Origin of the sequence: Nocardiopsis sp. NPDC006139, from assembly GCF_040614155.1 — a bacterium.
In the GTDB taxonomy this organism is placed as follows: Bacteria; Actinomycetota; Actinomycetes; order Streptosporangiales; family Streptosporangiaceae; genus Nocardiopsis; species Nocardiopsis changdeensis.
This window is the reverse complement of sequence record NZ_JBEXTT010000006.1, coordinates 56,729-75,610: the sequence shown is the minus strand read 5'-3', so window position 1 is coordinate 75,610 and position 18,882 is coordinate 56,729. Positions and strand designations below refer to the sequence as shown.

Annotated in this window: 12 protein-coding genes and 1 pseudogene; 9 read left to right on the top strand and 4 right to left on the bottom strand. The window is 74.6% G+C overall.

Going from position 1 to position 18,882, the window contains the following annotated elements:
• Nucleotides 1-34: 34 nt before the first annotated feature.
• Both ABZ249_RS09655 and holA read left to right on the top strand, forming a co-directional pair.
• Nucleotides 35-2,338 (top strand): annotated as a pseudogene (locus ABZ249_RS09655) (ComEC/Rec2 family competence protein); the annotation flags it as partial.
• 49 nt (nucleotides 2,339-2,387) lie between these two features.
• Nucleotides 2,388-3,350, top strand: a complete 963-nt coding sequence (gene holA, locus ABZ249_RS09650; RefSeq protein WP_220562659.1) for a DNA polymerase III subunit delta — start codon at nucleotides 2,388-2,390, stop codon at nucleotides 3,348-3,350.
• A gap of 282 nt (nucleotides 3,351-3,632) precedes the next feature.
• Here holA and ABZ249_RS09645 read toward each other — a convergent pair whose 3' ends face one another.
• Nucleotides 3,633-4,841 carry an amidohydrolase family protein gene (locus ABZ249_RS09645; RefSeq protein ID WP_220562660.1) on the bottom strand — a complete coding sequence of 403 codons (1,209 nt, stop codon included), beginning with the start codon at nucleotides 4,839-4,841 and terminating at the stop codon, nucleotides 3,633-3,635.
• Between the two features lie 447 nt (nucleotides 4,842-5,288).
• Nucleotides 5,289-6,824, bottom strand: coding sequence for a GTPase HflX (hflX, locus tag ABZ249_RS09640; protein ID WP_355259754.1), 1,536 nt, complete (start codon nucleotides 6,822-6,824; stop codon nucleotides 5,289-5,291).
• A 335-nt stretch (nucleotides 6,825-7,159) separates the two neighbouring features.
• Between hflX and aceB the strand changes: the two genes are divergently transcribed.
• The 4 genes from aceB to ABZ249_RS09620 all read left to right on the top strand — a co-directional run bounded on the left by aceB (nucleotide 7,160) and on the right by ABZ249_RS09620 (nucleotide 13,089).
• Nucleotides 7,160-8,764: a malate synthase A gene (aceB, locus tag ABZ249_RS09635; RefSeq protein ID WP_355259751.1), complete on the top strand. Its 1,605-nt coding sequence runs from the start codon at nucleotides 7,160-7,162 to the stop codon at nucleotides 8,762-8,764.
• 262 nt (nucleotides 8,765-9,026) lie between these two features.
• A complete protein-coding gene (locus ABZ249_RS09630) occupies nucleotides 9,027-10,511 on the top strand; it encodes an FAD-linked oxidase C-terminal domain-containing protein (RefSeq protein WP_355259748.1) in 1,485 nt (494 codons plus the stop codon).
• 14 nt (nucleotides 10,512-10,525) lie between these two features.
• Nucleotides 10,526-11,776, top strand: coding sequence for an FAD-binding oxidoreductase (locus ABZ249_RS09625; RefSeq protein WP_355259745.1), 1,251 nt, complete (start codon nucleotides 10,526-10,528; stop codon nucleotides 11,774-11,776).
• Nucleotides 11,773-13,089: a (Fe-S)-binding protein gene (locus ABZ249_RS09620; RefSeq protein ID WP_355259742.1), complete on the top strand. Its 1,317-nt coding sequence runs from the start codon at nucleotides 11,773-11,775 to the stop codon at nucleotides 13,087-13,089. The genes ABZ249_RS09625 and ABZ249_RS09620 overlap by 4 nt, the downstream gene beginning before the upstream one ends.
• A gap of 6 nt (nucleotides 13,090-13,095) precedes the next feature.
• Here ABZ249_RS09620 and dapF read toward each other — a convergent pair whose 3' ends face one another.
• Entirely contained in the window at nucleotides 13,096-13,911 is an 816-nt protein-coding gene (gene dapF / locus ABZ249_RS09615; RefSeq protein ID WP_355259739.1) for a diaminopimelate epimerase, read from the bottom strand.
• Nucleotides 13,912-13,971: 60 nt separating this feature from the next.
• Between dapF and miaA the strand changes: the two genes are divergently transcribed.
• From miaA to ABZ249_RS09600, 3 genes are all read left to right on the top strand, one after another.
• The gene (miaA, locus tag ABZ249_RS09610; RefSeq protein WP_355259736.1) at nucleotides 13,972-14,961 is read left to right on the top strand and encodes a tRNA (adenosine(37)-N6)-dimethylallyltransferase MiaA; all 990 of its coding nucleotides are present in this window, start codon (nucleotides 13,972-13,974) and stop codon (nucleotides 14,959-14,961) included.
• A 264-nt stretch (nucleotides 14,962-15,225) separates the two neighbouring features.
• The gene (locus ABZ249_RS09605; RefSeq protein WP_277615490.1) at nucleotides 15,226-15,963 is read left to right on the top strand and encodes a helix-turn-helix domain-containing protein; all 738 of its coding nucleotides are present in this window, start codon (nucleotides 15,226-15,228) and stop codon (nucleotides 15,961-15,963) included.
• A 16-nt stretch (nucleotides 15,964-15,979) separates the two neighbouring features.
• Nucleotides 15,980-17,227, top strand: coding sequence for a cytochrome P450 (locus tag ABZ249_RS09600; RefSeq protein WP_355259733.1), 1,248 nt, complete (start codon nucleotides 15,980-15,982; stop codon nucleotides 17,225-17,227).
• Between the two features lie 175 nt (nucleotides 17,228-17,402).
• Here the strand turns inward: ABZ249_RS09600 and miaB are convergent, their stop codons facing one another.
• On the bottom strand, nucleotides 17,403-18,869 hold the full coding sequence (gene miaB / locus ABZ249_RS09595) for a tRNA (N6-isopentenyl adenosine(37)-C2)-methylthiotransferase MiaB (RefSeq protein ID WP_355260251.1): 1,467 nt from the start codon (nucleotides 18,867-18,869) through the stop codon (nucleotides 17,403-17,405).
• Between the last annotated feature and the right edge of the window lie 13 nt (nucleotides 18,870-18,882).

Below are 18,882 nucleotides of genomic sequence, written 5' to 3'. Positions count from 1 at the left end.
GGGGCCCGGAGCGCCCCGGAAGGAGGTGGTGGAGGTGGTGGTGTGGCTGGGGACGGACGGGTACGGGGTTGGGCGGCCGGTGGACCTGCGGTCGGTGGTGCCCGCCGCGGCCGCGTGGGCGGCCGCGCTGGCCGCCCCCGCGGCGCCGCCCTGGGCGGCGTGGGCGCTGGGCGGTACCGCCTGGTGCGCGGCGGTGCTGGTGTTCCTGCTGGCGCGGGCGCCGGCCGAGGCGCTGGCGCTGACCACCGCCGCCGCGCTGGCCTGCGCCGGGACCGTCGCGGTGGTCGCCGGGGTCCAGGTGCACCGGGTGGCGGTCGGCGCGGCCCGGGCCGCCGTGGAGGCGGGCGGCGAGGTGGAGTTCACCGCCCGGGTCACCGGCGACCCACGGGCGCGCGCCGGGACACCGCGGCCGGGCCGGCCGGAGTGGGTCGTCCACGCGCGGGTGAGCGCCGCGGACGGGCGTCCGGGGAACGCCGAACCCGTGGTCCTGCTCGCCTCCGGCCGGGAGTGGCCGCGGCTGCTGCCCGGCCAGTCCCTCACCGCCCGCGGCGTGTTCGTCCCCGCCGAGGACGACCCCTTCCTCGGTGCCCTGGTCCTGGTGCGCGGCCCGCCCCTCGAGGTGGCCCCGCCCGACCGGTGGCAGCGGTTCGCCGGCGACGTGCGGGCCGGGCTGCGCGGCGCCGCCGCCGGCCTGTCCGAGCCCGAGCGCGGGCTGTTGCCCGCCCTGATCGTCGGCGACACCTCCGGGGTGGACGAACAGGTGGCGGAGGACTTCCGGGCGACCGGGATGACGCACCTCCTCACCGTCAGCGGCGCCAACCTCGCCATCCTGACCGGGGTGGTCGTGGCGCTGGGCCGCCTGGTGCGCGCGCCGCCGTGGTGGACGGTGGCGGGCGGGGCCGTGATGATCTGGCTGTTCGTCCTGGTCTGCCGCCCCGAACCCAGCGTGGTGCGGGCCGCCTTCATGGGCTCCCTCGCCCTGCTGGCGCTGGCGACCGGCCGCACCCACATGGCGCTGGGCGCGCTGGGAGTGACCGTGGTGGGGGTGCTGTTCGCCGCCCCCGCCCTGGCGTCCTCCTACGGCTTCGCGCTGTCGGTGCTGGCCACCGCGGGCATCGTGCTGCTGGTGCCGCGCTGGACCCGGGAGTGGTCGGCGTCGATCCCCCGGGTGGTGGCCGAGGCCCTGGCCGTGGCAATGGCCGCGCACCTGGCGGTCGCCCCGGTGGTGGTGACCCTGTCCGGCGAGGTGTCGTGGGTGGCGGTCCCCGCCAACGTGCTGGCCGCCCCGGTGGTGGCGGTGGTGACGGTGCTGGGCTCCCTGGTCGCCGCCCTGGCTGTGGTCGCGCCGACGGTGGCGGCCGCGGTGGCGGTGGTGCCCGGCTGGGGCGTGGCCTGGATCGCGGCGGTGGCGCAGGCGGGCGCCCGCGTCCCGTACGGGGCGCTGCCCTGGCGGACCGACCTCGCGGGGGCGCTGCTGCTGGCCGTCCTGGTGGTGGCGCTGGTGGCGTACCGGGGCCGGGTGCGGCGGGTGCTCGCCGCCGGGACGGCGGCGGTGCTGCTGCTGGCCGCGGCGGCGCGCTGCCTGCCCGGCGGGTGGCCGCCGCGGGACTGGGCGGTGGCGGCCTGCGACGTGGGCCAGGGCAGCGCCTTCGTGCTGTCGGTGGCCCCCGGTGCCGCGGTGGTGGCGGACACGGGCCGCGACCCCGAGGCGGTCGACGCCTGCCTGGAGCGCCTGGGCGTGCGCGAGGTCCCCCTGCTGGTACTGAGCCACGACCACGCCGACCACGTGGACGGCACCTCCGGGGTGCTGCGGCACCGCCGGGTGGACCGGGCCCTGGTCCCGCCGGGGTTCGGCGCCACCCCGGTGGGCGGGCTGCTCGCCGGGGCCGGGGTGGAGCAGGCGGCCGCCGAACGCGGGGACCGGCTGCGCGTGGGCGCCTGGACGCTGCGCGTCCTGTGGCCGCCGCCCGGCTTCCGCGGTTCCGTCAACGACGGCTCGGTGGTGGTGCGCGCCGACGCCCCGCACCTGTCGGTGCTGCTGCCCGGCGACGTCGAGGAGGAGGCACAGCGCCGGCTGCTCGGGGAGCCGCTGGCCGTGGCGGTGCTGGCGGTCCCCCACCACGGGTCGGCCGCGCAGGTCCCGGAGTTCCTGGAGGCCACGGGGGCGCGGATCGCGCTGACCTCGGTGGGCGCCGACAACCCCTACGGCCACCCGGCGCCCTTCACGCAGAGCGTGCTGCGCCGGATGGGCGCGCTGGACCTGCGCACCGACCTGTCGGGGGACATCGCGGTGGTCGGCACCGGCGAGGGACCCCTGGCGCTGGTCCGGGGTCCCGACCGGTCGCTTCGGCGCGCGGGAGGTCGGTGGGGCGTGGCATGCTCGTGGTATGCCTGCACCCGCCCCGATCACGCTCATCGTCGGCGACGAGGAACTCCTCGTCGACCGGGCCGTCGCCGCCATCGTGGCCGCCGTCCGCGCCGAGGACCCGGAGGTGGACGTCCACGACCTGGTCCCCGCCCAGGTGGGCCCGCACACCCTGGTGGAGGTCACCTCGCCGTCGCTGTTCGGCGACCGCCGGGTGGTCGTGCTGCGCTCCTCCCAGGACCTGGTCAAGGACCTGGCCGAGACGGTGACGGCCTATCTCAAGGACCCGGCCGACGACGTCACCCTGGTCCTGACGCACGCGGGCGGCAACAAGGGCAAGGCCCTGCTGCAGGCGGCGCAGAAGGCGGGTGCGGCCCGGATCGACTGCAAGGGCCCGACCAAGGGGCCCGAGCGCGTGGCGTTCGTCAAGGCCGAGTTCTCGGCGGCGGGCCGGCAGATCACCCCGGACGCCGCCCAGGCGCTGCTGGACGCGGTCGGCAGCGAACTGCGCGAGATCGCGGCGGCCTGCACCCAGCTGATCGCCGACACCGAGGGGCGGGTGGACGCCGCCGCGGTGGCCCGCTACCACTCGGGCCGGGCGGAGGCGTCGGGGTTCACCGTCGCGGACCGCGCGGTCGAGGGCCGCCTGCCCGAGGCGCTGGAGCAGCTGCGCTGGTCGCTGGCGGTGGGCACCGCCCCGGTGCTGATCAACAGCGCGCTGGCGGGCGCGGTGCGCGGCATCGCCGTGGTGGCGGGCCCCTCGCGCGGGGGCTCGGACGCGGACCTGGCCAAGAGCGCCAAGGTGCCGCCGTGGAAGCTGCGCACCCTGCGCCAGCAGGCGCGCGGCTGGTCCCCGGCGGGCATCGGCCGGGCGATGGCGGTGGTGGCCGAGACCGACGCGCTGATCAAGGGCGCGGGCCGCGACCCGGAGTACGCCCTGGAGCGCGCCGTCATCGAGATCGCCCGGGCCCGCGGCCGCCGCTAGGCCCTGCTCTCCGAGCGGGTCGGGGCGCGGAGCCGGTCCGAGGCCCGGCGCGGTCGCGTCGGGGGCCGCGGCCGCTCGTCCCGACCGGTCGCGGCCCCGGGTTCCGCCCGGACAGGCCGGTCACCCGCTCCACGGCGCCGCGCTCACGGCAGGCAACCCGGCCGTGCCCTCGTCCCTGTCGGCCTCGGCCCCGGGTTCCGCCCGGACAGGCCGGTCGCCCGATCCACGGCGCCGCGCTCGCGGTAGACCGCCCGGCCGGGGCCGCCCGCTGCCGTACCGCGGCTAGTGGATGGTGCGGCCGCCCTGCCACACGTGCAGGGCCTTGAGGCCCATCGACCACGCGAACGCGCCCTCGTGGTCGGCGTCCCACTGGACCAGGTCGGCGAGGCTGCCGGGGGTGAGCATGCCGCGGTCGGCGATCCCCAGGGCGCGGGCGCCGCCGACGGTGGCGGCGTGCAGCGCCTCCTGGACGGTCATCTGGAACATGGCCACGGCCAGGGAGATGATGAGCGGCATGGACGTGGCGCCGCTCTGTCCGGGGTTGTGGTCGGTGCCCAGGCCGACGGGCACCCCGTGGTCGAGCAGGGACCGCACCGGCGGGCGGCGGCGCTCGTGCAGCGAGGTGGTGGGGCAGGCCACCACGGGGGTGCGGGTGGCGGCCAGCGCCAGGATGTCCTCGTCGTCGGTCTCGTGCAGCAGGTCCACCGAGGTGCAGCCGAGCTCGGCGGCCATGCGCACCGCCCCGTGGCGGGGGCGCGAGCAGGCGTGCAGCGTGGTGCGCAGCCCGACGGACTGGCCCACGGACAGCAGCATCCGCGCGTCGTCGGTGGTGAACTGCCGGTTGTCGCAGTAGACGTCCACCCCGTCGGCGCCCACCTGGGCGGCGTCGGCCAGCCAGGAGGCGGCGGTGGCGACGTACTCGGCGGGGCGGCCGAAGAACTCCGGCGGCACCCCGTGGGCGGGGAAGAACGTGATGTGCAGGCGCGGCATGCCGGGCTCCTCCTCCAGGGAGCGCAGCAGGCGCACGTCGGCCAGTTCGCCGTCGCGGGTCAGGTGGTAGCCGGTCTTGGCCTCGACGGTGGTGGTCCCGGTGATGACCCAGTGCCGCAGCCGCTCCCGCACGGCATTGCACAGCGTCCAGGGGTCGGTGCCGCGCGTGATGGTGACGGTGGTGGACACCCCGCCCCCGGCCGCGAAGATGTCCCCCTGGGAGGCGCCCTTGGCCCACATGCTGACCTCGGCGTAGCGGTCGCCCGCGTAGACGGGGTGGCAATGGGCGTCGATGAGTCCGGGCGTGATGAGCCCGCCGCCGATGTTGATGATGTCGTCGACGTCGGTGAGGTCGTCGTAGACCCCGGGCAGGTGCTGGGGCAGTTCGGCGGCGGGGCCGACCCAGGCCACCCGCTCGTCGTCGATCAGGAGCGCCGCCTTGGTCAGCATCTCGTCGCCGGTCCACAACCGACCGATGTTGCTGAGGAGTACGACCGCCATGGTCAGCCGCCGGTCAGTTCCGCCGCGTGGAGAAAAGGGAGGGGTCGTGCAGGGAACGGGCGGACATGGCGACCTCGTATCTGGAACGATCCGACAGGGCCGACGGGGGCGGCCGGGGGCACCGCCGCGCGGGTCGGGGATCGCGGCGCGCCGGGCGCGCCGTGTCCGCCGGGCTCTGGGGCTGCGGCAGGTGCTCCAAAACCGTAGTCCATTCCCGGACTCCGTGTACACCTCTCCACAGGGACGAATGCGAGCGTTCAGCCGTATACCTCGCGAGAGGCCGACGTGACGAACCCCATGTCCGCCCGCGGCGACCTGCGGACATCCGATGTCCGGCGGGCACGCGGGCCCCCGTTCGCGAACGTGAGACCCCTCCGGCCGCGGCGCATCCGGCTCCGGACGCACGGAACGGGCCCGGCCGTGCGGCCGGGCCCGTTCGAGGGCCGGTCAGGCGGTGCTGAGGGCGAACTCCTCCAGCCTGCCCGCCAGGACCTGCGAGACGAAGGCGTGCAGCTCGGTGCCCTCCTCGGTGTGCTCCTCCGCGAGGACGCGCCCCTCCTCGTGCACCTTGGCGACCAGGTCGCCGCGCGAGTAGGGCACCCGGACGCGCACCTCGTGCGCGAGCTCGGGCAGCGACTCGGCCAGGGCGGTGACCAGCGCGGCCACGCCCTCCCCGGTCCGGGCGGAGACCTCGACCATGTCGGGGTAGCGGGTGCGCAGCGCCTTGAGCACGTCCGGGTCGGCCGCGTCGACCTTGTTGACCACGATCAGCTCGGGCACGTCGGTGGCGTCGATGTCGGCGAACACCTCGCGCACCGCGGCGATCTGGCTCTCGGGGTCGGGGTGCGACCCGTCGACCACGTGCAGGATGAGGTCGGCGTCGGCGACCTCCTCCAGGGTGGACCGGAACGCCTCCACCAGCTGGTGCGGCAGGTGCCGGACGAACCCGACGGTGTCGCTGAGCGTGAACGCCCGGCCGTCGGGCGTGCGCGCCTGGCGGACCGTGGGGTCCAGGGTGGCGAACAGGGCGTTCTCCACCAGGACTCCGGCGCCGGTCAGCCGGTTGAGCAGGCTGGACTTGCCGGCGTTGGTGTACCCGGCGATGGCCACCGAGGGCACCTGGCGGGTGCGGCGGACGTCGCGCTTGACGTCGCGGGCGATGCGCATGTGGGCGAGCTGCCTGCGCAGCTTGGCCATCTTGTCGTTGATGCGCCGCCGGTCGGTCTCGATCTTGGTCTCACCGGGACCGCGCAGGCCCACGCCGCCGCCGGCGCCGCCGCCACCGGACCCGCCGGCCTGGCGGGACAGGCTGTCGCCCCAGCCGCGCAGGCGCGGGAGCAGGTAGTTGAGCTGGGCCAGTTCGACCTGGGCCTTGCCCTCGCTGCTGCGCGCGTGCTGGGCGAAGATGTCCAGGATGAGCGCGGTGCGGTCGACGACCTTGACCTTGACGACGTCCTCCAGCTGGCGCAGCTGGCCGGGGGTGAGCTCACCGTCGCAGATGACGGTGTCGGCCCCGGTGGACTCGACGATGTCGCGCAGCTCGGCGGCCTTGCCCTTGCCGACGTAGGTGGCGGGGTCGGGCTTGGAGCGGCGCTGGGTGAGGCCCTCCAGGACCATGGCCCCGGCGGTCTCGGACAGCGCGGCCAGCTCGACCAGCGAGTTGTCGGCGTCGGCCTGGGTGCCGCTGGTCCACACGCCGATCAGGACGACGCGCTCCAGCCGCAGCGACCGGTACTCGACCTCGGTGATGTCGGTGAGTTCGGTGGACAGCCCCTGGACGCGGCGCAGCGCGTGCCGGTCGGCGAGTTCCATCTCGCCCTGGTCGGGGACGTCCCCGTACGGGTGACGGTCGCCGCCGGTGTCGCGACGGGACCCCTCACCGGTGTCGGTCCCGTTCCCGTCGGCGAACGTGTCGTGGAGCCTCTCCTCGTCGGCGGCCTCGAAGGCCGCGCGGGTGCTTCCACGGGTTTCAGCAGTACTCATATCCCTCCAGGTGGGTCAACGCGATCACCGGGGTGATTCTTCCCGGTCCGCGCCGCGCGGACCACCCCGTCGATGGTGACACGCGCTTCCCGGCGGGGCACCTGAATTATCGCAGGCCACGTGGCGGAAGACACTCTGCCGTCGCGGGGTCCTCAAATGCCTTCTATCGGCCTGGACACAAGAACCGCGGAAGTTATCAGAGAATTTTCAACAAGCTTCACGCTGTGCGAAACTTCGTAGTCATGCAGGGTGGGGGCTGCGTTGACCCCGCCTCATCGACAACGGTAGCGTTTTCCACATCCCAGAAGCTTGTTTCGTATTGCGGAAGGTTTGCCATGGGCGCCACCCACGGGGTCGAGATCACCGGCCCCCTCAACGACCGGTTCGACGAGATCCTCACCGACGAGGCGCTCGCCCTCGTCGCCGAGCTGCACCGCGCCTTCGAGGAGCGCCGCCAGGAGCTCCTGGCCGCGCGCAAGGTCCGTGAGGAGCAGGTCGCCTCCGGTACCGACCTCGACTTCCTCCCCGAGACGAAGCACATCCGCGAGGACGACTCCTGGCAGGTCGCCCCGCCCGCCCCCGGCATCACCGACCGCCGCGTCGAGATCACCGGCCCCACCGAGCGCAAGATGACCATCAACGCGCTCAACTCCGGCGCCAAGGTGTGGCTCGCCGACTTCGAGGACGCCAACACCCCGCTGTGGGAGAACATGGTCCAGGGGCAGCTCAACCTGCGCGACGCCCTGGACCGCACCATCGACTTCACCTCCCCGCAGGGCAAGACCTACGCCCTGAAGGCCGACGAGGAGCTGGCCACCATCGTGGTCCGCCCGCGCGGCTGGCACCTGGACGAGAAGCACATCCTCGTCGACGGCCAGCGCGCCGCCGGCGGCATCGTCGACTTCGCCCTCTACTTCTTCCACTGCGCGCAGCGCCAGCTGGACAAGGGCAAGGGCCCGTACTTCTACCTGCCCAAGATGCAGAGCCACCTGGAGGCCCGGCTCTGGAACGACATCTTCGTCCTGGCCCAGGAGCGCCTCGGCATCCCCCGCGGCACCATCCGCGCCACCTGCCTCATCGAGACCATCCCGGCCGCGTTCGAGATGGAGGAGATCCTCTACGAGCTGCGCGAGCACTCCGCGGGCCTGAACGCCGGCCGCTGGGACTACCTGTTCAGCATCATCAAGACGCACCGCACCCGCGGCCGCGACTTCGTGCTGCCCGAGCGCAACGCCGTCACCATGACCGCGCCGATGATGCGCGCCTACACCGAGCTGCTGGTCAAGACCTGCCACAAGCGCGGCGCCCACGCCATCGGCGGCATGGCCGCGTTCATCCCCTCCCGCAGGGACGAGGAGGTCAACAAGGTCGCCTTCGCCAAGGTCCGCGACGACAAGTCCCGCGAGTCCGGCGACGGCTTCGACGGCTCCTGGGTCGCCCACCCCGACCTGGTGCCGATCGCCATGGAGGTCTTCGACGGCGTCCTGGGCGAGAAGCCCAACCAGATCGACAAGCAGCGCCCCGAGGTCGAGGTGACCGCGGCCGACCTGCTGGCCGTGGACCGCACCCCGGGCGGCGTCACGCAGGCGGGCCTGCGGGGCAACATCAACGTCGCGCTGCAGTACCTGGCGGCCTGGATGGGCGGCAACGGCGCGGTGGCGATCCACAACCTCATGGAGGACGCCGCCACCGCCGAGATCTCCCGCTCCCAGATCTGGCAGTGGCTGCACAACGGCGTCACCCTCGACGACGGCCCCGAGGTCACCGCCGAGCTGGTCACCCGGATCATCGACGAGGAGCTGGCGGCCATCCGCGAGTCCCAGGGCGCCGCCTTCGACGAGGGCCTGTACAAGCAGGCCAAGGAGCTGTTCTCCGAGGTCGCGCTGGCCGACGAGTACATCGACTTCCTCACCCTGCCCGCCTACGAGCGCATGCCGTAGGGCGCACCGGGCCCCGCGCCCCGCGTCCGGCCGCCTCCCACCGGGAGGCCGCCCCGCGGCGGCCCGGGCCCCCGGCCCACGGGGCGGCGGTCCCTCCGGACCGCCGCCCCTTCGTGTACCTCACCAACGGCACATTCCGCCCAACGAAAGAGAAATTCCGTACGCCCCTCTTGTGTCTCGGGCCACACGGCCGTAGTTTTCCCTCGCGGGGCCGTCCACACAGAGGTCTGACCGCACCCGCGCCGACAGCCCGGGAGGCGCCATGCCCGATACCGCCGACCCGATCCCGGCCGCCGTGGCCGCGCTCGTCCCCCGCCTGCGGGAGATCTGCGGCGAGGACGGCGTGCTGACCGACACCTCGCAGCGCCGCGTCTACGACAGCGACGGCATCACCCACCACCGCGAGGTCCCCGGCGTGGTGGTGCTGCCCGCCACCGCCGAGCAGGTCGCCGCCGTGGTGGGGCTGTGCGCCGGGGCCGGGGTGCCGTTCGTCCCCCGCGGGGCGGGCACCGGACTGTCCGGGGGCGCGCTCCCCCACCCCGAGGGCGTGCTGCTGACCACCTCCCGCATGCGCCGCATCGTCGAGGTCGACCCCGACAACGAGTGCGCCGTGGTCGAGCCCGGGGTGACCAACCTCGACGTCAGCCGGGCCGCCGCGCCGTACGGCTACTACTACGCGCCCGACCCCTCCAGCCAGCAGGTGTGCTCGGTGGGCGGCAACGTCGCCGAGAACTCCGGGGGCGCGCACTGCCTCAAGTACGGGTTCACCGTCAACCACGTGCGCGGACTGGACGTGGTCACCCCCGACGGCGCCCTGGTCCGCCTGGGCGGCAAGGCCCCCGACGCGCCCGGCCACGACCTCATCGGCGCGTTCATCGGCTCCGAGGGCACCCTGGGCGTCGCCACCCGGATCACCGTGGGCCTGACCCGGCTGCCGGAGCGGACTGTCACCCTGCTGGCCGCTTTCACCTCCATGGACGCGGGCGGGCGCGCGGTCGGCGACATCATCGCCGCCGGGGTGCTGCCCTCGGCGATCGAGATGATGGACGCCCTGGCGATCGAGGCCGCCGAGGCCGCCGTGGCCTGCGACTACCCGGCGGGCGCCGCGGCGGTGCTCATCGTGGAGCTGGACGGCCCGGCCGCCGAGGTGGAGGCCGAGCTCGCCGAGGTGACCCGGCTGTGCGCGGCCGCGGGGTCGTTCGAGACCCGCACCGCCGCCGACGCCGACGAGCGGGCCCGGATCTGGAAGGGCCGCAAGTCGGCGTTCGCCGCCGTGGGCCGGATCAGCCCCGCCTACATCGTCCAGGACGGGGTGGTGCCCCGCACCGCCCTGTCCGAGGTGCTGCGCCGCATCACCGAGCTGTCGGAGGAGAGCGGCATCCGGGTCGCGAACGTGTTCCACGCCGGGGACGGCAACCTGCATCCGCTGGTGCTGTTCGACGACGCCGAACCCGGGGCGGGCGAACGCGCCGAGGAGGTCTCGGGGGCCATCCTCGACCTGTGCGTGGAGCACGGCGGGTCCATCACCGGCGAACACGGGGTGGGCGTGGACAAGGCGTGCAAGATGCCGCGCATGTACTCCCCCGACGACCTGGCGACCTTCGACCTGTTCCGGAGGGCCCTGGACCCGGAGGGCATCGCCAACCCGTACAAGCTGCTGCCCACCCCGCGCCTGTGCGGGGAGAGGCCGGGCGTGCGCACGGGTGTGCACCCGCTGGTGGAGTCGGGTCGGGCCGAGCAGTTCTGAGCGAAGGGACCGGTGTGACGCGGCAGGGGATCGAGGGCGTCCGCGCGGGCGGGCCGGAGGACGCCGTGTGCGGCGTCGTCCCGGCGCGCGCGGCGCGCCCGCGGGACGTGGACGGACTGGCGGGGCTGCTGGCGGAGGCGGCCCGGAACGGGTGGTCGGTGGCCGTCCGCGGCGGCGGCACCGCCCTGGACTGGGGAGGCCGGCCGGCCTCCGCCGACCTGCTGGTGGACACCGGCGGGCTGGTCCGGATCGACCACGACGCGGGCGACCTGGTGGTGGAGGTCGGCGCGGGCACGCCGGTGGCCGAGCTCTCGGCGGTGCTCGCGAAGGCGGGCCAGCGCCTGTCGGTCGACCCGGTCCGCGCCGGGGGGACCGTGGGCGGGCTGCTGGCCACCGGCCTGGCGGGGCCGCGGCGGCTGCTCACCGGGGCGCTGCGGGACCTGGTCATCGGCATGACGGTGGTGCGCCCGGACGGGGTGGTGGCCCGCAGCGGCGGCCGGGTGGTCAAGAACGTCGCCGGCTACGACCTCGCCAAGCTGCACGTCGGCGGGTACGGCACCCTGGGCGTCATCGCCTCCGCCGCCTTCCGCCTGCACCCCCTGCCCCCGGCGCTGCGGCTGCTGGAGCTGCCGCTGCCCTCCCTCGCCCACGCCGAACGCCGCCTCACCGTGCTGCGGGCGAGCCACGCCGTGCCCGCCGCGGTGGAACTCGACTGGCCCGTGGAGGGGCGGTCGCGCCTGCGCGTCGTGCTGGAGGGCACCCCCGAGGGCGTCGACTCCCGGGCCGCCGGGCTGCTGGAGTCCCTGGCCTCCGGGCTGCCCGCCGGGGAGGTGCGGGTGGCCGACCGGCTCCCCGACGACTGGGGCCTGCTGCCCGCCGAGGGCACCCTGATCCGCCTGTCCGTGCCCCCGGCGGAGGCCGCCGCGGCCGCGGCCCGCGCCGCCGAGCTGGGCGGGGCCGTGGACACCGACGTGCGCACCACCGGGTCGGCGCGGGCCGGGGCACTGGTCACCGCCGTCCCGCCGGGCGCCTCCGCGGCCGCCGTCACCGTGCTCCTGGAGGGGCTCCGCTCCCACTCCGGCTGGACCGCGACCGTCGTCCGGGCGGAGGAGCACCTGCACGCGGCGGGCATCGACCTGTGGGGCGAGGTGCCCGGACTCGCGGTGATGCGCGCGGTCAAGGACGCCATGGACCCCGACCACCGCATGGCACCCGGGCGCTTCGTGACCGGCGCCCCGCACACCCCCCGGGAGGAACGACCGTGACCGACCTGCCCGACCCCGCCGCCGACCGCCCCTTCGAGGAGCTGCTGGGCGACTGTGTGCACTGCGGCTTCTGCCTGCCCACCTGCCCCACCCACGTGCTGTGGGGACAGGAGATGGACTCCCCGCGCGGGCGCATCCACCTCATGGCGCAGACCCACGACGACGTGCTCACCGAGGCCGCCGTCGGCCACTTCGACAACTGCCTGGGCTGCCTGGCCTGTGTGACCGCCTGCCCCTCGGGGGTGGCCTACGACGCCCTCATCGACCGCACCCGGGTCCGGGTGGAGGAGGAGCACCGGAGGCCGCTGCCCGAGCGGGCGCTGCGCGGCGCGGTGTTCGCGCTCTTCCCCCACCGGCGGCGGCTGCGCATGCTGCGCGGCCCCCTGCGCGCCTACCAGGCGTCGGGGGCGTCCGCGCTGGTGCGCCGGTCCGGGCTGCTGGACCGGATCTCCCCCGCGCTGGCCACCATGGAGCGCGTCGCCCCGCCGCTGTCGGCCCCGCCGCCCGCCCTCCCCGAGCTGGTCCCGGCGGTCGGCCGGGCGCGGGCCCGGGTGGGGATGCTGCTGGGCTGCGTGCAGGACGCGTTCTTCCCCGACGTGAACACGGCGACGGCGCGGATCCTGGCGCTGGAGGGCTGCGACGTGGTCGTCCCCCGCGACCAGGGCTGCTGCGGCGCGCTCTCGGGCCACGCCGGGCGGGGCGCCGAGGCGGCGGGGTTCCTGGAAGCGCTGATCGGGGCGTTCGAGCGCGCCGGCGTGGAGCGGATCGTGGTGAACTCGGCGGGCTGCGGCTCGGGGATGCGCCATGCCGAGCGGGTGCTCTCCCAGGCCGGGGCCGACGACTCCCTGGTGCGGCGGGGCCGGGCGTTCGCCGCCAAGGTCGTGGACCTCACCGAGTTCCTGGTGGACCTGGGGCCGGTGGCCGAACGCCACCCGCTGCCGCTGCACGCGGCCTACCACGACGCCTGCCACCTGTCCCACGGCCAGGGCGTGACCCGCCAGCCGCGCGCGCTGCTGGCGGGCGTCCCCGGGCTCACGCTGTCCGACCTGCCGAACAGGGAGATCTGCTGCGGCTCGGCGGGCGTCTACAACCTCTTCAACCCCGAACCGGCCCGGGAGCTGGGCGACCGCAAGGCCGCCGACGCCGCCTCGACCGGCGCCCGGCTGCTGGTGTCGGGCAACCCCGGCTGCTCCCTGCAGATCGCCTCGGCCCTGGAGAGGGCGGGCACCCCGATGGCGGTGGCGCACACCGCCCGGGTCCTGGACGCCTCCCTGCGCGGCCTGTCCGTGCGGAGCCTGCTGGGCGGCGGCTGAGGCGGGTCAGAGCAGGGAGGTCTCGCCCTCGGCCACGATGACGGCCGGCCCGCGCAGGCGGGCCCCGTCGGCGTCGAGGAACACGGTGCACTCGCCGCCCGGGACGCGCACCCGCCAGGTGGCGCCCTCCCCGGGCGGGGTGGCGGCCGCGGCGGCGGCGACGATGCCGGTGCCGCAGGAGCGGGTCTCCCCGGCGCCGCGCTCGTACACGCGCATCCGCAGCACGCCCGGGGCCTCCTCGTTGTACACCTCGACGTTGGCCCCGGCGGGGAACGCCTCGGGGTCCAGCGCCGGCAGGGCGCGCAGGTCCACCTCGGCGACCGGCGCGGAGACCTCGCAGGCCAGGTGGGGGTTGCCCACGGAGATGCGGACGCCCTCCACCGTGCGGTCGGCCAGCCGGGCCGCGGAGGTGCCCAGCCGCTCCACGCGGCCCATGTCTATGGTGATGTCGCCGTCGGCCTCGACGGTGACCTCCTTGGCCCCGTCGCGGGTGCCGACCTCGAACCGGTCCGCGTCCACGAGCCCGGCGTGGCGCAGGTAGCGGGCGAACACCCGCACCCCGTTGCCGCACATCTCGGCGATGCTGCCGTCGGCGTTGCGGTAGTCCATGAACCACTCGGTGCGCTCGGCGGTCCGGGCGGACGGGGCGAGCGCCTCGCCCAGGAGCCGGGTGCGCACCACGCGCAGGATGCCGTCGCCGCCGATCCCGGCGCGCCGGTCGCACAGCAGGCGGACGTCCGCCTCCGTGAGGCGGAGCTCCCCGTCGGGGTCGGGGAGGATCACGAAGTCGTTCTCGGTTCCGTGGCCCTTGGCGAATCGCATGCGCCCAGCGTAGTGCCCGCACGTGCCCGGCGACGCCCGCGGGCCGCTTAGGCTGGGGGGATGATCAAGGTGATCGCGGTCGTGGGTCCGACCGCCGTGGGCAAGTCCGACCTGGCAGTGGAGCTGGCCCTGCGCCTGGAAGAGCGCACGGGGCGCCGCGGCGAGGTGATCAACGCCGACTCCATGCAGCTGTACCGGGGGATGGACATCGGCACCGCCAAGCTCCGCCGGGAGGAGCGGCGGGGCGTGCCCCACCACCTGCTCGACATCTGGGACGTCACCGAGCCCGCGGACGTCGCCAGCTACCAGACGCTGGCGCGCGAGCTGGTGGAGGACTGCGCCGACCGGGACGTCCTGCCGATCCTGGTGGGCGGCTCCGGGCTGTACGTGCGGGCGGTCCTGGACCACCTGGAGTTCCCCGGCACCGACCCGCAGGTGCGCGCCCGGCTGGAGGCGGAGCTGGCCGAGGTGGGCCCGGGGGTGCTGCACGCCCGGCTGGCCGAGGCCGACCCGGCGGCGGCGCGGGCGATCCTGCCCGGCAACGGGCGCCGGATCGTGCGGGCGCTGGAGGTCATCGAGCTGACCGGGCGGCCGTTCACCGCGACCATGCCCGACCACGCGTCGTTCTACCCGTGCACGCAGATCGGTCTGACCGCCCCGCGCCCGGACCTGGACCCCCGCATCGACCTGCGGGTGGACCGCATGTGGGAGCAGGGCCTGGTCGACGAGGTCCGCGAGCTGGACCGTCTGGGGCTGCGCGAGGGCCGCACCGCGTCCAAGGCGCTGGGGTACGCCCAGGCGCTGGCGCAGCTGGACGGGGAGCTGTCGGAGGAGGAGGCGCGGGCGGCGACCGCCCAGGCCACCCGCCGGTTCGCCCGGCGGCAGGAGTCGTGGTTCCGCCGCGACCCGCGGGTGCGCTGGCTGCCCTACGACGCGCCCGACCTGGTGGAGCGGGCGCTGCACCAGGTGGACACGGCGCTGTCGGCGACCGGCGACGAGCCCGGCGAGGCGCTGGTGGACATCGCGACGATGGTCCCGCGGAACCTGTAACCGCGACCGGAACACCCGGGGGGCGTGCCCGAAGGCACGCCCCCCGCTTTCTTTTCCGCCCCTTCCTCCCCCTTCGCCTCCCGTGTCCCTCCCGCCGGGCCGGGGGCTTGCCAGGGGCACCGCGACGGCCTAGTTTTGACTGCGTGACCGGATTTGAAATCTGGTCACGCGGTCACGGATCGCGCGACCACGGATCGGGGGTGCGGGAACATGAGGGCATGGGCCGACAGGTCTCCCGACATTCCCCGAGCCACAGGAGCGACAGTGGTCACGACCGCAGGAACCCCCCGCGACGCCGAACGCGCCCGCCGAGCGGTGCGCATCCTCGACGCCGCGGGCGAACTACTCCTCTCGCTGGGCTACGGCAAGATCACCATGGAGGACGTGGCCCGCCGGGCGGGTGTCGGCAAGGGCACGGTCTACCTGCACTTCCCCACCAAGGAGGTGCTGTTCGGGCTGGTCGTGGTCCGGGTCCAGCTGGAGGTCGGCACCCGGCTCATCGAGGCCATGAGAACCGACCCCGCGGCGATCATGCCGGGGGCCACCGCCCGCTGGATCTACCTGACACAGCACGAGACACCGCTGGTCAAGGCCATCCTCGCCCGCGACCCGCAGACCCTGGGCGGCATCGTCGAAACGGTCGGCACCACCCAGAGCGGGCTGATCGGCCTGCGGGCCCGCGTGATGCAGGAGTACTTCACGGTCCTGCGCGGGCACGGCCTGCTGCGCACCGACCGGCCGGTCGAGGAGCAGAACTACCTGTTCGTCTCGTCCGTCCTGGGCGGACTGGTCGCACCGCCCCTGCTGTCCCGGCAGTCCTACCCGGTCCCCGAAGCGCGGGTGCGCGCCGACATCCTCGGCGAGTCCGTGCGGCGGAGCCTGGAGGAGGACGCCGACCCCGACGCGCTGCTCGCCGCCCGACCCGAGGTCCTCGCCCTGTTCGAGGGGCTCATGGGGTGGGCGCGCAAGGCGCTGGAGGAGTACCTCCCATCCACCGAGTGAACGCCCGGGAGGGCACATGAGCACTCAGACCCTGTTCGAACTGACGGCCCCGCCGGCCGACCTCGACCACGTCGAACTGCTGGAGCGCGTCCGCGCCGCCGGAGCGCGGGCCCGCGCCACCATGGGCGGCATGGAGATGCGGCTGGTCGTGGACGACGCCGACGCCCGCACCATCCTGAGCGACCGCCGGTTCGTCATCAACGCCGAGAACCTGCCCGGCGAGCGGACGGTGCCGTCCCGGCCGGAACTGCTGCTGGCCATGGGCATGCGGCCCGAACTGATCACCCACATCAGCGAGGGCCTGCTGGACAAGGACGGGGTCGACCACGTCCGGCTGCGCAAGCTGGTCTCGCGCACCTTCACCGTGCGCCGGATCGAGGCGATGCGCCCGCGCATCCGCTCCATCGCCGAGAAGCTCATCGCCGGCCTGCCCGACCGCGTCGAGGGCGCGTCCGTGGACCTGGTCGACCACTTCACCTACCCGCTGCCGATCGCCGTCATCTGCGACCTGCTCGGGGTGCCCGAGGAGGAGCGGACGCCCTGGCGGGAGTGGGGGCACACCCTCACCTCGTTCAAGTTCTCCGACCTGGAGGCGATGAACCGGACGGTCGGCTCCCTGGTGGACGCCTCCCGGCGCCTCATCGCGCTGCACCGCGAGCACGAGTACGACGACCTGCTCGGCGACCTGGTCCGGGTCCGCGACGAGGACGGCGACCGGCTCTCGGAGGAGGAGCTGATCACGATGATCATCACCCTGGTCGTCGCCGGTCACGAGACCACCGCCAACCTCATCGCCAACGGGACCCACGCCCTGCTCACCCACCCCGACCAGCTGGCCGCGCTGCGGGAGGACCCCGGCCTGATGCCGTCGGCGGTCCACGAGATGCTGCGCTGGTGCGGCCCGGTGTTCCAGACCCGGCCGCGGTTCGCGACCGAGGACGTCGAGCTGTCCACCACGACCATCCCGGCGGGCACCGCCGTGATCGCCATGGCCGCGGGGGCCAACCGCGACCCCCGGGTGCACCCCGAGCCGGAGCGGTTCGACATCACCCGGCACCGGGGCGAGCCCGGCGAGGCGCACCTGGCCTTCGGGCACGGGCTCCACTACTGCCTGGGCGCGGCGCTGGCCCGGGCGGAGGGGCAGGAGGCGCTCGCCGCGCTGCTGGCCGCCTTCCCCGGGCTGGCGCTGGACCCCGCGCGCCCGCCGGTGCGCCAGCCCAACCTGGCGTTCGTACGGTTCGAGGACCTGTACGTGCTGCTCTAGGACGTGTGGGCCGGGGCGGCGCCACGCCCCGGCCCGCACCCCCGGCCCAACGGCCTACGGGGCGCCCGGCCTGCCGGTCCGCTTCGGTGAGCCGGAGGCCGGGCCCCGGGGCCGACCGGTCCGGGGACGGCGACGGCCCCGGTGCTCGCGCACCGGGGCCGTTCCACGCCTCGGGTCAGACGAGGTCGCAGCCGCCGACGGGGGCGGGCTGCTCGGCGGGCCTGCCGACGCGCGGCATGCCCAGCAGGACCTCGGGCCTGCGGTCCGCGGCGGGCTCGCCGTTGCGGGCGGCCCAGGCGTCCCCGGCGCGGGTGCGGCGCAGGTCGCGCACCCCGGAGTCGGACACCAGGTGGTGCGGCGCGGCGTAGGTGACCTCGACGGTCACCACGTCGCCGGGCCGGGGCTCCTCGGCGTCGCCCACGGCGAAGTGCACGAGACGGTTGTCGGGGGCGCGGCCGGACAGGCGGCGGCGCTCGCCGTCCTTGCGGCCCTCGCCCTCGGCCACCAGCAGCTCGACCTCGGTGCCGACCAGCTTCTTGTTCTCCTCCCAGGAGATCTGCTCCTGGAGGTCGACCAGCCGCTGGTAGCGCTCCTTGACGACCTCCGGCGGCACCTGGCCGTCCATCGTGGCGGCGGGGGTGCCGGGGCGCTTGGAGTACTGGAACGTGAACGCGGCCGCGAAGCGGGCCTCGCGGACCACGTGCAGCGTCTCCTCGAAGTCCTCCTCGGTCTCGCCGGGGAAGCCCACGATGATGTCGGTGGTGATGGCGGCCTGCGGCATGGCCTCGCGCACCTTCTCCACGATGCCCAGGAAGCGCTCCTGGCGGTAGGAGCGGCGCATCGCCTTGAGGACGCGGCTGGACCCCGACTGCAGCGGCATGTGCAGCTGCGGCATCACGTTGGGGGTCTGCGCCATCGCCTCGATGACGTCGTCGGTGAAGTCGCGCGGGTGCGGGGAGGTGAAGCGGACCCGCTCCAGCCCCTCGATCTCACCGCAGGCGCGCAGCAGCTTGGAGAACGCCTGCCGGTCGCCGAAGCCGCTGCCGTAGGCGTTGACGTTCTGGCCGAGCAGGGTGATCTCGCTGACGCCCTCGGCGACCAGGGCCCGCACCTCGGCGAGGATGTCGCCGGGGCGGCGGTCCTGCTCCTTGCCGCGCAGCGCCGGGACGATGCAGAAGGTGCAGGTGTTGTTGCACCCGACCGAGATCGACACCCACGCCGCGTACGCCGACTCGCGGCGGCTGGGCAGCGTGGAGGGGAAGTGCTCCAGCGACTCCGCGATCTCGACCTGCGCCTCCTTCTGGACGCGGGCGCGCTCCAGCAGGGCCGGCAGGGAACCGATGTTGTGGGTGCCGAACACGACGTCGACCCAGGGGGCGCGCCGGACGATCTCACCGCGGTCCTTCTGCGCCAGGCAGCCGCCCACGGCGATCTGCATGCCGGGGTTGGCGTCCTTGACCGGGCGCAGGTGCCCGAGGTTGCCGTACAGGCGGTTGTCCGCGTTCTCCCGGACCGCACAGGTGTTGAAGACGACGATGTCCGCGGTGGTGTCCTCGGCTGCGCGCGCGTACCCAGCGTCCTCCAGCAGACCGGAGAGGCGCTCGGAGTCGTGGACGTTCATCTGGCAGCCGTAGGTCCGCACTTGGTAGGTACGA